Genomic DNA, 13,180 nt, shown 5'->3' on the forward strand with positions numbered 1-13,180 from the left:
TCCGAGTTTGGGCACCCTTTTTTATTGTTCTACTATATTTTACCACCCCTGCCACCACACAGGCTTAAACACCTCCTCCTTGAAAAGGAGGGGCTGGGGGTGGTTAAACCCGCACTATAACAACCAATTTCTGGTAGAAGGCAAGAATGATGGATTTGTAAGGTTATGCGTTTCGCTGGCTGCCTTTAATAATTAACTGACTTTTCCTAAGCACGACACCCGGCCTCGCAGTATTTCGCCGGATAGGACATTTGAATGCCTGCAGTTTCAAACGTTTACTTACTGCCCAAGGGAATAAGCAGCGCGGGTAGGTTTGTGTGGAGGGAAGGCCTCTTATTACCGCCATTGGCATTCGGATGCTCCTGGCCAAGAAAGGATGCAAGCCTTGATGTTATTCATTAGTATTTATTGTTTTCAATGGCGTTCATGAGCTCGCTAAGGCTCGGTTTTGTTTCTTTTCTATCAAGAGAAAAGAAAGAGCCTTTCCGGCGGTGAGGAAGAAAGGACTCACTTGTCCTGGCCGGACGGGCCTCTTTCTTTTTTCAGTAGTGTTTATGTTTTCATCGGCCTTCAAGCTTGCTGCGCAGGTTGACACCAAAAGAAACAAAAGTGTCGGCTTAAAACTATTCATTAGTGTTTATTTTCCTTGGTGGTATTCATGAGGGCTACGCCGTTTTTCTATTAAAGTTACTAGGAAGGCTAAGGCATTGCAACCCGAAAACTTTGTTAGGCCGATCGGAGTAAAACGGGGAAACAGTGCGGAGGCCTAGCGGGGGTGGCATAGCTATTGCGTTAAGAATTGAGTATTTGAACTTATATGTTCTTAAATGACTTATATGGTTAAAATGCTCATGGGATTCTACAATGTTTTACCACCCCTGCCATCACACGAGCTTACTTGTCCTGGCCGGACGGGCTTATCTTCTTTTGGCGTCAAAAGAAGCAAAAACGTCGGCTTAAAACTTTTCTTTCAAAGGCACTGCTTTGGCTTGGACTGTGCCTGCCGAAAACTTTGTTAGGCCGATCGGAGTAGAACGGGGAAACAGTGCGGGGGCTTAGCCGGGTGGCAAGGCATGGTGGTAAAGCTATTGCGTTAAGAATTAAGTATTTGAACTTATATGTTCTTAAATGACTTATATGGTTCAAATTATTAACCAAAAGAAGCAAACCGAGCCCTTCGCGAGCTCATTAATACAACTAAAAAACAATAAACAACTATTAATAAAACGTCGGCTTAAAACTATTCATTAGTGTTCATTTTCCATGATGGTATTCATGAGGGCTACGCCGTTTTTCTATTAAAGTCAGTGCTCCGGCTGGGGCAGTGCCTGCCAAAAACTTTATTAGGCCGATCGGAGTAGAACGGAGAAGCAGTGCGGAGGCCTGGCCGGGTGGCAAACATGGTGGTTAAACATTGCATTAGAATTGAATAAGTTTAACTTATATATTCTTAAATACCTTATATGGTTCAAATACTCACGGGATTCTGATAATGTTTTGCCACCCCAGCTAACATACAGTCTCCCACCTCGAATTACCCTGCTGCTTAACCAGTTCTGACTTATAAAGCTCCATTTTCTGAATAAAAAGCCTTTCAGCCTGCTCAACACTTTTGCGAATATTGAAGCAGCATTAACGAAAAGCTGCTCAAACCCCTCGCATATCAACTACCCCTTGTATCAGTAAGCGTTTGTATCGAATTTTAAATTGTTTAATTAACAAAACCCATACGCCAGGGTAAGTTGGCGCCCTTATCTATCCATTAAATCTTAATTTATTATGAAAACAAACAAGAGCTTGTTCGATAAAAAAATCGAATTAAAAGATTGCCAGATCAACGGTGGTAAACTTGGAATTAGCAATCAGGTTTCTGTTGCAGAAACAGGAACAAGAGACAACCCTGATACTTGCACAGACATTGGCTTTGACCAGCCTGGAACTGGCGTACCAATAGGTTTCGACCCTACATTAACCGGTGGATTTTAATCACTGCTTATTTTTAAAATTTGACACCAAATTAGCCCGCTTCAATATAAGCTTCAGCGCTAAAAATTGTCAATCGAGTAAGTAATGAAGTATAAACCTCAATCAGAAAAAAATGAAAAACAACAACAAATTGTTCGAGAAAAAAATCGAACTAAACAATAGTCAAATCAGTGGTGGACTTGCTTCGGCAGAGACTTACAAGACCCAGGTAACAACCTACCCAAAAGATAAGCATGGTTGCACCGGAACCTTATCACAAGTACTGACAGATAAGAACGTATTGGTTGAAGATTGCTATTTCACTGTTTGCCCATAACAATTATCTATTAATTAAAAAATTAATTTATAAGACATGAAAAACAGCAACAAACTGTTCGAGAAGAAAATCGAACTAAAGAATAACCAAATTAGTGGCGGTCTTGCCTCTACTGAAAGTTACAAAAACATAAACAATACTTACACTGATGATAACGGTTGTACTTTAACTGTATCAAAAGTAGTAACAGACAAGAACCAACTGGTTGAAGAATGCTTTTTCTCCAATTGTCCGTAATAACCATTCATTGAAAACTTAATTAATCAAATATGAAAAACAGCAACAAATTGTTCGAGAAAAAAATCGAACTAAACAACAGCCAGGTTAACGGCGGTCTTGCTATGGGAAGCCACGCTACATGCAGCAAATATACCTATGGCGATCATTGCGCAGATAAAACAACAACAATTTACGACGATCAGGGAAACACGCTTGGTTATCCTGTTTCTTCAGCATGGCAAACATAATTAACTAACTCAATTAACCATCGGGTCATAAAAAGCCCGGTGGTTGCCTTAAGCCCAGAGCTACCATTTGGAAAACCACAATAAACATGTGAGTTAAAGAAATGAAGTTGGACTTGAAATTAGCTACAGATTAAACCGATTGTTCATTCTTGTGCAAATAAAAAATAACAGGCCAAAACATCAGTTGCTGAAGCCAGCAAGCCATAAAATTTATAACATCGAGTTACGTGATATTAATATTCTCCATTAACAGCGATTATTCTACCACTGCAGTGATCAGCTGGTTGATACGGCTAAATAAGCCCTTTATTAGAATCAATGAAAATACCCCTTTAGACCTTCTTTGGCTTAACGCTTCAGATTTTGCCCTCAACATAAATGGAAAAACAGTTTTGGGTAGCCAAATTACCAAAATGTGGTACCGCAGGGGAGGATTGGATCTCTTTGCCAAATTCAAGAACGCTTTAATTAAAAACTATCTACGTACTGAGCACACCGCCCTGATTGAATATTTTTATCACAGACTGGATAAAATTCCTTCGGTAAACAAATTTAAAAACAGCGATATCAATAAACTGTATTTAATGGATCTTTGTCGACAATATGATGTTTTAGCTCCAAAATACCTGGTTACAAGCTGTAAAAACGAAGCTGCCAATTTTTTCGAGCAAGAAAAGCACATTATTTCTAAGCCCATCAGCACACCATTTTCCTTTCAGGATGATGAAGATTTTACGCATATGGCCTATACCTCAATGGTAAACCGCGAAGATATTGAAGCCCTATCCGAGCAATTTGTGCCTACTTTTTTTCAGCAAGCCATAGCTAAAGCCTATGAGATCAGGGTTTTTTACCTCAATGGCAAATTTTACGCCATGGCCATTTTCTCTCAGAATAACAGCAATACAAATGTAGATTTTAGAAATTACGACAGAGATAAACCCAACAGGGTTGCACCATACACCTTAGAAAAAACATACGAAAAAAAGCTTAAAAAAATGCTTGATGCATACGGCCTTAACTGCGCCTCGTTTGATGTGATTTACTGTAGTGATGATGCCCAATATTATTTTTTAGACTTAAATCCCGTTGGCCAGTTTGGAATGGTATCAACCCCTTGCAATTACAATCTGGAGAAAGAGATTGCATTGGCACTTTAACACCAATAACCCCTATTGCTAAAACCTATGGAAAAAATAAGAGAGCTAATAGATACCGGGCAGGCACCTTTACACATAAAATCGTTGGTAAAAAAGCCCAAACCTACCTATCTGGTTAAAACAAGGGTTTCTAAAATCTACCACACCAATAGCTTACAGCTTGACCTATACTTTAAATCCCCGATATGATGAAATTATATCTTCGAAACCAACTCTGCATTCCCGTAATTGGGTTTAACAGGGCCATCATTTACGATTTGGGGCGCAAGGACTATCATTTCATTTCAAAGGCGCATTACCACATTTTAAAAACCGATGGCTTTATCAATTTTAACAGGATTTCTGATGAATCTGAGCGCAGCGAACTGATTGATTTTCTTTTGAGTTTAGAGATTATTTTTGAGGTTACATCTGCCCGGGAAGAGAAACGGTTCCCGAAAATATCGAAAGCCTTACACCATACCAACCAGCTAACACATGCTGTAGTACATGTTAATGTCAGCAAAAATTTTATTGATTTTGTACGTCCGCATCACCTTCAAAACTTAAGCATAATTTCAGCGCAAATAGACGATGAAGTTATCAATGCAATTAAGTCATTTGCCCATCTGGAAATTGATGGTATCTATCTTTATATTGAAAAATTTAATGCAGAAAGCCTTGCCAAATATGAGCAGGAATTAGCTCGGCAGCCTGCCGTATTTTCAGTTAACTTTTTTGGGACAGACAGCCCGCAAACCAAACTGAAAGATAACATTTACTATAATTTTTTCACTGAAAATTTTGAAGATTACCAACAGTTGCTAACCGTAGATAAATTGTTCGTCAATCAAGATTTTTTTCTGGAAGCTTACAACAAACACTCGTATTACAACGGCAAAATTTATATTGACCAAAGTGGCAATATTAAAAACGGCCTTAACAACATACAAGGTTTCGGCAACATTAATTTGATGGGTTATGATGAATTTCAGCACACCATCAACAGCTATCCATTCTTAGAACTTGGCAACCTTAACAAGAAAGAAACCCTTGTTTGCCAGCATTGCGAATTCAGATATATGTGTACCGATATACGCGTGCCTGAAAAAGGTGCCGAATACTGGTTTCATCAATTAGAATGTGTTTACAACCCTTATATCTCTAAGTGGAGCAATGAAGCAGGTTACCTGGATTTAAAAGCATCCGGAATAACCGTATCTGCATCAGGCTGTAAAATAAATAAAGCCAAATTATCCGAAACCTTCAATAAAATCTGGACGACATAAAATGAAAAAGTTCCCCTTTTATAAACAACCAGATGCAAAAGACTGTGGCCCTACCTGCCTGCGTATTATAGCCAAATACTATAAAAAAAGTATTCCGCTTCAGCATTTAAGAACACTATCTGAAACGACCAGGGAAGGCAGTGGTTTGCTGGGGCTTAGTAACGCTGCAGAGCATTTAGGTTTTAGAACTTTAGGGGTAAAAATAGATTTTGATACCCTGGTTGAAGATGCACCCTTACCTTGTATAGTGCACTGGAATAAAAATCATTATGTGGTGGTTTATAAAATTGACAAGGCCGGAAAGGTCTATGTTTCAGACCCCAGTTACGGTTTAATCGCCTACACCAAGGCAGAATTTATTAAACATTGGATTGGCGAAAATGCAAATAATAAAACCGAAGAGGGAATTGCGCTGATTTTAGAAACCAGTCCATCGTTTTATAAAAACGAATTTGAAGAGGAAGAGAAAAAAACCAGTTTTTCCTTCCTGTCCAGGTATTTAATAAAATATAAATCACTGGTTATTCAGTTGGCCATCGGGCTGTTGGCAGGAAGCTTATTGTCGCTGATTTTCCCTTTTTTAACCCAAAGTATTGTAGACGTTGGGATACAAAATCAGGATATTAACTTCATCTATTTAATTTTACTGGCCCAGATCATGCTCTTTATGGGTAAAATGGGCATAGACATTATCAGAAGCTGGATTTTACTCCACCTTTCTACCCGAATCAACATCTCCATCATATCAGATTTCTTTATCAAATTGATGAGACTTCCCATCAGTTTCTTTGATACCCGAATGACCGGAGACATCATGCAACGCATTAACGATCATCATCGGATTGAGCAATTATTAACCAGTTCCTCGTTAAATACGTTATTCTCTATGGTTAATCTCATCATTTTTAGCATTGTGCTGTTGATGTACGATTACCGCCTGTTTGCAGTTTATTTAATTGGTGCTATACTTTATATTGCCTGGATCAGCTTTTTTCTTAAAAAGAGAAAAGAACTGGACTATAAAATGTTCTCGCAGATTTCGCAGGAGCAAAGTACTGTAATTGAGCTCATAAACGGTATGCAGGAAATAAAAATGCATAACGCCGAAAAACAGAAGCGCTGGGGCTGGGAGTTTTTACAGGTTAAGTTATTTAAAATTAAAATAAAGGCGCTTTCCTTAGAACAATGGCAATCCGTAGGCGGAGGTTTCATTAACCAGATTAAAGATATCCTGGTGAGTTTCCTGGCCGCAAAACTCGTATTAAGCGGTAACCTAACCCTGGGGATGATGCTATCGGTGCAATACATTATCGGGCAGCTCAATAGCCCTTTAATGCAATTAATAGATTTTATTAAACAAACACAGGATGCCAAAATATCGCTGGAGCGTCTGGGCGAAATACACGAGAAAGAAGATGAGGAAGATCGTGATGAACAGTATGCAGCCGAAGTTCCAGAAAGAGATATCGAGTTAAGCAATGTTTCCTTCAGATATACCGGTGCTGATGCTTTTGTTTTTCAGGACCTAAACCTGGTTATACCCCATCAAAAAACCACGGCCATAGTAGGAGCCAGCGGCAGTGGTAAAACAACGCTCTTAAAACTCATTACTAAATTTTACGAACCTAACCAGGGTAATATCAGAATTGGCAGTACCGACATGAAAAATATTTCGCCCCGATTTTGGCGTGATCACTGTGGGGTGGTGATGCAGGAGAGTTATGTATTTAACGATACCATTGCCAACAACATCGCCATTGGGGAGGATAACATTGACAAGCAAAAACTGAGAAAAGCCATTGAAATTGCCAACATACAGGATTTTATAGAAGCTTTACCCTTAAGTTACAACACCAAAATAGGCAATGAGGGCATAGGGGTAAGTGGCGGTCAGAAACAGCGCCTGTTTATTGCAAGGGCAGTTTACAAATCGCCAGAATATATCTTTTTCGATGAAGCTACCAGTGCCCTGGATGCCAATAATGAAAAGATCATTATCGAAAACCTGGAGCAGTTTTTTAAAGGCAAAACCGCTATCGTTATTGCACACAGGCTATCGACCGTTAAACATGCCGATAAAATTATTGTGCTGGATAAGGGAAAAGTTATCGAAGAGGGCAATCACCAGGAATTGGTAGCCCAAAAGGGAGAATATTACAGACTAATTAAAAATCAGCTCGAACTTGGAAACTAAAAAAGATAAATTAGACGAGATCAATCTTCGATCGGAGAGTGTGCAGGATGTTTTGGCAGAGCCACCACATTGGATGTTCCGTTGGGGAAATGTGGTGATTCTGGCTATCCTGCTAATGGTTCTGTTAATGAGTTATTTCATTAAGTATCCTGAATTTGTGCCCGCTACTATCATGGTTACTTCACAAAACCCACCCGAAAAACTGCAAATCAGGACAGATTCAAAAATCGAAAAAATATTCATGTCCGACCATCAGAAAGTTAAAAAGGGCCAGATACTGATGGTTTTACAGTCTACCGCGAATTATAAAGATGTTTTACAGCTGAGCAAAATAATAGATTCGCTTTCTACCGAAGAGTTGGTTTCCTTTCCCCTGAAACAGGTTTCGGGTTTTAAATTAGGGGAGCTGCAAACCGATTACAATAATTTTGCAAAGGCCTTTCAGGATGAAAAGTTGTTTACCCGGCTTAAGCCCTATGCCCCTGAAAATGTAGCTACTGCACAGAATATATTGGCGAACAAAAGCAGGATGGTTACCCTTAAAAAACAGCAAGCCTTCGAACTTTCTAAATACGAGCTGGTTAAGAAAAACTACCAGCGTGCACAACAGCTTTTTAGTCAGAAGGTAATTTCGACATTTGAGTTTGAGAGCGAAAAAATTAAATTTTTACAGGCGCAGCAAAGTTTAGAAAGCATTGCGCTTAGCATATCGCAAACAGAAGAAGCGATTTCTAATCTCCATAAAACAAAAAGTGGGGTAACCATCAATGCAGAGAAAGACAAAATCAATTATGCTTCCCAAACCTTACAGCTTTTAGAACAGCTCAGGCGCTCGTTAAGGGCCTGGGAGCAAAATTACCTGGTGGTTTCATCAACAGCGGGCCTGGCCAGTTTCCAGCAATTTTGGGGCGAAAACCAGTTCGTAAAACGTGGTGACCTCGTTGTATCTATTTTACCCGATCATAAAAAAGCCTTAATTGGAAAAATGATGGTCCCGGCTGTCAATTCGGGGAAAATTGCCAAAGGAGAAAAGGTTTTAATCAAACTGGATAACTATCGCTATCAGGAATATGGTATTGTAGAAGGGAGGGTTCAAAATATCTCTTTCACGCCCGATGATAAAGGGAATTATTATGTGGATGTAACACTTCCGGAAGGGCTGAAAACCTCATATCACAAAACACTTCCTTTTGATACTGAACTTAAAGGTAATGCCGAAATTGTAACGCAAGATTTAAGGTTAATTGAAAGGTTTTTTTACCAGTTTAGAAAACTGATGGGATATCAAACAGAGTAAATGGAAGACAGGTGAAGTGGCAGGGGTGGTTCTGAGCCATATAAGAAAATATAAGCTCAAATCTTCAAAACAGTTAAGGCGGTCCCAAACTCCCCTACTTTTCAAGGAGGGGGTGCGGAAGCCCGTGTGGTGGCAGGGGTGGTAAAATATAGTAGAATTCCATGAGCATTTGAAGCATATAAGGCATTTAAGAATATATAAGTTAAACCTACTCAGTTCTTAACGCAATAGCTTTACCACCATGCCTTGCCACCCAGCCAGGCCTCAGCACTGCTTCTCCGTTCTACTCCGATCGGCCTAATAAAGTTTTCGGGTTGCACTGCCTTAGCCTTCCTAGTAACTTTAAAAGAAAAACGGCGTAGCCCTCATGAATACCACCAAGGAAAATAAACACTAATGAATAGTTTTAAGCCGACACTTTATTAATAGTTGTTTATTGTTTTTTAATTGTATTAATGAGCTCCCCGATGTAATATCGGGTTCGGTTTGTTTCTTTTGGTGTCAACCTGCGCAGCAAGCTTGAAGGCCGATGAAAACATAAACACTACTGAAAAAAGAAAGAGGCCCGTCCGGCCAGGACAAGTGAGTCCTTTCTTCCTCACCGCCGGAAAGGCTCTTTCTTTTCTCTTGATAGAAAAGAAACAAAACCGAGCCTTAGCGAGCTCATGAACGCCATTGAAAACAATAAATACTAATGAATAACATCAAGGCTTGCATCCTTTCTTTGTTAGGAGCATCCGAATGCCATTAGCGGTAATTAGAGGCCTTCCCTCCACACAAACCTACCCGCGCTGCTTATTCCCTTGGGCAGTAAGTAAACGTTTGAAACTGCGAGCATTCAAATGTCCTATCCGGCGAAATGCTGCGAGGCCGGAAGCGTACTTAGGAAAAGTCAGTTAATTATTAAAGGTAGCTAGCGAAACGCATAAACAATCAGCATCGAACATGTATCTGCGTAGCTATCGTAATTTAGCTCCCCTCCTTGAAAAAAGGAGGGGGTGTGGAAGCCCATGTGGTGGCAGGGGTGGTAAAACATCGTAGAATCCCATGAGCATTTGAACCATATAAGGCATTTAAGAACATATAAGTTCAATTTACCCTCAATTCTTAACGCAATAGCTTTGCCACCCGGCCAGGCCTCCGCACTGCTTCTCCGTTCTACTCGGATCGGCCTAATAAAGTTTTCGGCAGGCACTGCCCCAGCCGCAGCACTGACTTTAAAAGAAAAACGGCGTAGCCCTCATGAATACCACCAAGGAAAATAAACACTAATGAATAGTTTTAAGCCGACGTTTTATTAATAGTTGTTTATTGTTTTTTAGTTGTATTAATGAGCTCGCGAAGGGCTCGGTTTGCTTCTTTTGACGCCAACCTGCGTAGTAAGCATAGGCAGATGAAAACATAAACACTACTGAAAAAAGAAGATAAGCCCGTCCGGCCAGGACAAAGAGATTCATTTTCTTCCTCGCCTTCTACCAGAAATTGGTTGTTATAGTGCGGGTTTAACCACCCCAGCCCCTCCTTGAAAAAAGGAGGAGAGCAGACTCCTCGGCAAAAACAAAAACGTCCGGCCAGGACAAAAGAATCCTCCCTTTCAGCTAAAAAACTATTGTACATGCTTCGGTTTTAGCCTTTGAGCAGCAAGTTTTACCACTTCATTAACCCTATTCTGTCTGGTTTCTGGTCTTTTGGCCAGCACCAGCCATTGGAGAATCGCTTTTTTGGCAGATTTACTCAGGCTTTCGAAAAAGTCTTCGGCCGCAGGCTGATTTTTAAACGCTGCTTTTAAATCTTCAGGAACAATCAGCTGCTCAACCTCATCTAAAATATTCCATGAACCATTTTCTTTGGCCACTGCTATACTTTCAAGGCCGGCAGGGGTCATTAAACCCTTTTCTATTAACTGTGCTACTTTATCCTTATTAATTTTAGACCAGGTGCCGGAAGCTTTTCTTTTACTAAAAAACTGGTGAGAAGTCTCTGCATCAATTTTTATCTTCTTACTGTCTATCCAGCCAAAACATAAAGCCGTTTCTACTGACTCCGCCCAGCTGATGGATTTTTTTCCTGAACTTTTATTATAACAAACCAACCAAACAGCCTGTTTAGAAAGGTGATTCTCTTCTAACCATTTTCGCCATTCAGCAACGTTTTGCGGATAAAATGTTTCTATTTCTCTTTGCTGCATTTTTAGTGGTAAGGCTAATTTAAAACGGAACAGATGATGTTGTAAAATACAGGAATTAATTTTACAAATCAACTATCGTAAACTAACTCTCCTCCATTTTTCAAGGAGGGGGTGTATAAGGCACGTGAAGTCTCTGGGGCACTCTCAACCATCTAATTACATGTTTTAATGGTAAGAAAAATACGCCAATTTAAGCCATATTAAGAAAATATAAGTTCTGCTTATTTATGGTTCAATTGACGGATATCATCTTAATTTGCGTCAATAATATTTTGATGGTCTTAAAAATTCATAGTTGACTAAGATATTGTTTTCAATAAAATTTACTGATTGCAAATTGGTGTTGTTGTTAATTGGGGATCCAACCTCTGTGAACCATTCTATGACAGTTGGAGCAAATAATCATCAAATCGTCTAAATGTGTGTTTGTTTCAACATCAAGTGAATAAAGCGGTGTTTTATGATGACATTCTGCAAAGTCTTTTCCAACTTCACCATATACAGCGTGAAAATCAAACCGACACAACTCGCATGCTAGATTTCCATGTCGTTTTAAATACTGTTGTTTCTTCCTATTTACCAGGCTAACATTACGCTCTTTGTATCGGTGAAGCCGATAAAGTATTTTTCCTTCCTTGGCAAAGCTATTCTCCTCTTTAGCTAATGCTGATTCAACCTTAATAAAATCCGAAGTTTCTATAGCTTTTTTAATACTTTTTGCTATTTCAGATAATAAGTCTTGCTGGTCCTTAAATTCATTAAAAATTGATTCATCAAGCTTGCTGTAGGCGGCCATTCCCTTCCCATCGTACGAGGGATCTATAGCCAAAAAGTTACTCATTTTAAGACTAACGCCGTTCGGATTTCTAAAACTACCGTTATCTGGTTTACCATCGAATCGAGGCAATCGGTTGAGAAGATTGGAAAGATTGGTAATGTCAACATTATTAGCAGAAATTTGTCCTGGCTTGAGATTAAAATAAAGATCCAGAGCAAGCATAACCTCGTCTCGTTCCCAATTAGGATTTTTCATAGGGCTGAGGAATGGGATTTATCAAATAAATACTTCTAATTAGCGGGTATAATTAGTACTTGCTAGAATGCCAAGTAAAATATAGCCCAAAAGGAACAGAGGCCAGTGTGTGGAGAGCGCACAGAGTCCTTTTCCGGTTAATTTAGCTTGGTACCAGCCCTATATGATCGTTAGTCAAGGGTGCAGTACTATGATTATTTAAGCCTAAAGTAATCATCTTTTTGTTAATTACGAATGCGGTTTCCCCTAAAAGAGTATTAAAAATGCAATAGACAGTAGTTTTTACTTCATTTTTTTACAATTGTCAAAAGAAGATTGGCTATTCAACAAGATTTGAGTCAGCTCCAGCATCCCCGGCTTAGCAATGACGAGTAGTACAATGGTAATGGGAACAAGGTCTAATTAAACCCAAAAAGCCTTTAGATAAAATCTAAAGGCTTTTTATTCCGTGGTCTCTAAGACACCGATTTCAAACTCTTTTTTGGAAGATTTACAGTTGATTATTGAGATTCTGGGACGAGAGGAATGATTTTAAATATCTCAACGAGACGGATTTCAAACTGTTTTGGTTAAAAAAATCTTCTTAAACCAAAAATGTCAAATTAACTTTGGAGGTATTGTAAGAACCCTATGCTACTCTATCGCATTGCTCCGGTAACCGACAGAAGTGATATGATAGCTTGAAATTCAAAAGGTAAAAGCCATAATGATCTAAAGAAGCAATTCTTTCTTCATCTATTGTTTCAATAAGTCCTTCCATTTCTTCTATTGGAAACCAAAATACCTTATCCAAAAGTGCAATTCGATCATTTTCATCTGCCTTAGCAGCTGGCATATAAAAAATGTTTGAATAAAGCTGGCTTTTAACATTTTTTTGAAATGCTTCTAGCTTATCGTCTGATAATCCATTACTTGATAGATCTGCTAAAAATTCTTCCAAATTTATTAAAGGAGCGAACAAGCATTGTTTTGGATTTACGTCTCTTTTATTTTCTAACGAAATATCACAAGTATTGCTAAGGATTAAGCCTTCGATATAAGTTTTTTCATAACTAGCAGTACTTGCATTCCAATTTGCCATTCTAACATCCAGAACAATATCACCTTGAAGGAAATACTTATGACCAAAGTCTCTATAGAAATTGTCATATGAAATTTCGTTTCTATTTTCAGGGTAAAACTGTTCAATTCCTTGTTGTAGGCGACCCTTATTCTCACTCGTTAAGTAAGAAGGCAACAATTCAACCCATGAGCGTTCACCAAATGCCATT

Annotated in this window: 11 protein-coding genes; 8 read left to right on the forward strand and 3 right to left on the reverse strand. The window is 39.0% G+C overall.

The features are described 5' to 3' along the window. Positions 1 to 1,779: 1,779 nt before the first annotated feature. From ACQY77_RS11900 to ACQY77_RS11935, 8 genes are all read left to right on the forward strand, one after another. Positions 1,780 to 1,986, forward strand: coding sequence for a hypothetical protein (locus ACQY77_RS11900; protein ID WP_421941924.1), 207 nt, complete (start codon positions 1,780 to 1,782; stop codon positions 1,984 to 1,986). Positions 1,987 to 2,098: 112 nt separating this feature from the next. Further along, on the forward strand, positions 2,099 to 2,302 hold the full coding sequence (locus ACQY77_RS11905; protein WP_421941923.1) for a hypothetical protein: 204 nt from the start codon (positions 2,099 to 2,101) through the stop codon (positions 2,300 to 2,302). Positions 2,303 to 2,338: 36 nt separating this feature from the next. Continuing rightward, positions 2,339 to 2,539 carry a hypothetical protein gene (locus tag ACQY77_RS11910; RefSeq protein WP_421941922.1) on the forward strand — a complete coding sequence of 67 codons (201 nt, stop codon included), beginning with the start codon at positions 2,339 to 2,341 and terminating at the stop codon, positions 2,537 to 2,539. 32 nt (positions 2,540 to 2,571) lie between these two features. Then, complete coding sequence (locus ACQY77_RS11915) at positions 2,572 to 2,769, forward strand: hypothetical protein (RefSeq protein WP_421941921.1); 198 nt, start codon at positions 2,572 to 2,574, stop codon at positions 2,767 to 2,769. A gap of 227 nt (positions 2,770 to 2,996) precedes the next feature. Next, positions 2,997 to 3,929 (forward strand): grasp-with-spasm system ATP-grasp peptide maturase, encoded by a 933-nt coding sequence (gene gwsG / locus ACQY77_RS11920; protein WP_421941920.1) that lies wholly within the window; start codon positions 2,997 to 2,999, stop codon positions 3,927 to 3,929. Positions 3,930 to 4,114: 185 nt separating this feature from the next. Next, positions 4,115 to 5,197, forward strand: coding sequence for a hypothetical protein (locus ACQY77_RS11925; protein ID WP_421941919.1), 1,083 nt, complete (start codon positions 4,115 to 4,117; stop codon positions 5,195 to 5,197). Between the two features lies 1 nt (position 5,198). Further along, positions 5,199 to 7,391: a peptidase domain-containing ABC transporter gene (locus ACQY77_RS11930; RefSeq protein ID WP_421941918.1), complete on the forward strand. Its 2,193-nt coding sequence runs from the start codon at positions 5,199 to 5,201 to the stop codon at positions 7,389 to 7,391. Beyond that, positions 7,381 to 8,688, forward strand: a complete 1,308-nt coding sequence (locus tag ACQY77_RS11935; protein ID WP_421941917.1) for an HlyD family secretion protein — start codon at positions 7,381 to 7,383, stop codon at positions 8,686 to 8,688. The genes ACQY77_RS11930 and ACQY77_RS11935 overlap by 11 nt, the downstream gene beginning before the upstream one ends. A 1,606-nt stretch (positions 8,689 to 10,294) precedes the next feature. On the opposite strand, the gene ACQY77_RS11940 is transcribed toward ACQY77_RS11935, so the two are convergent. The 3 genes from ACQY77_RS11940 to ACQY77_RS11950 form a co-directional block, all read right to left on the reverse strand. Then, positions 10,295 to 10,876, reverse strand: a complete 582-nt coding sequence (locus ACQY77_RS11940; RefSeq protein ID WP_421941916.1) for a YdeI/OmpD-associated family protein — start codon at positions 10,874 to 10,876, stop codon at positions 10,295 to 10,297. Between the two features lie 349 nt (positions 10,877 to 11,225). After that, the gene (locus ACQY77_RS11945; protein ID WP_421941915.1) at positions 11,226 to 11,909 is read right to left on the reverse strand and encodes an HNH endonuclease; all 684 of its coding nucleotides are present in this window, start codon (positions 11,907 to 11,909) and stop codon (positions 11,226 to 11,228) included. A 628-nt stretch (positions 11,910 to 12,537) separates the two neighbouring features. Continuing rightward, positions 12,538 to 13,179 (reverse strand): hypothetical protein, encoded by a 642-nt coding sequence (locus tag ACQY77_RS11950; RefSeq protein WP_421941914.1) that lies wholly within the window; start codon positions 13,177 to 13,179, stop codon positions 12,538 to 12,540. Position 13,180: the final 1 nt, after the last annotated feature.

Origin of the sequence: Pedobacter sp. (genome assembly GCF_965279535.1) — a bacterium.
Classification (GTDB): domain Bacteria; phylum Bacteroidota; class Bacteroidia; order Sphingobacteriales; family Sphingobacteriaceae; genus Pedobacter.

Bases quoted from the DNA above. Each gene is read 5' to 3' on its own strand.
- ACQY77_RS11900 (WP_421941924.1), top strand. From the start codon at position 1,780: ATGAAAACAAACAAGAGCTTGTTCGATAAAAAAATCGAATTAAAAGAT.
- ACQY77_RS11905 (WP_421941923.1), top strand. From the start codon at position 2,099: ATGAAAAACAACAACAAATTGTTCGAGAAAAAAATCGAACTAAACAAT.
- ACQY77_RS11910 (WP_421941922.1), top strand. From the start codon at position 2,339: ATGAAAAACAGCAACAAACTGTTCGAGAAGAAAATCGAACTAAAGAAT.
- ACQY77_RS11915 (WP_421941921.1), top strand. From the start codon at position 2,572: ATGAAAAACAGCAACAAATTGTTCGAGAAAAAAATCGAACTAAACAAC.
- ACQY77_RS11925 (WP_421941919.1), top strand. From the start codon at position 4,115: ATGATGAAATTATATCTTCGAAACCAACTCTGCATTCCCGTAATTGGG.
- ACQY77_RS11930 (WP_421941918.1), top strand. From the start codon at position 5,199: ATGAAAAAGTTCCCCTTTTATAAACAACCAGATGCAAAAGACTGTGGC.
- ACQY77_RS11940 (WP_421941916.1), bottom strand. From the start codon at position 10,876: ATGCAGCAAAGAGAAATAGAAACATTTTATCCGCAAAACGTTGCTGAA.
- ACQY77_RS11945 (WP_421941915.1), bottom strand. From the start codon at position 11,909: ATGAAAAATCCTAATTGGGAACGAGACGAGGTTATGCTTGCTCTGGAT.
- ACQY77_RS11950 (WP_421941914.1), bottom strand. From the start codon at position 13,179: ATGGCATTTGGTGAACGCTCATGGGTTGAATTGTTGCCTTCTTACTTA.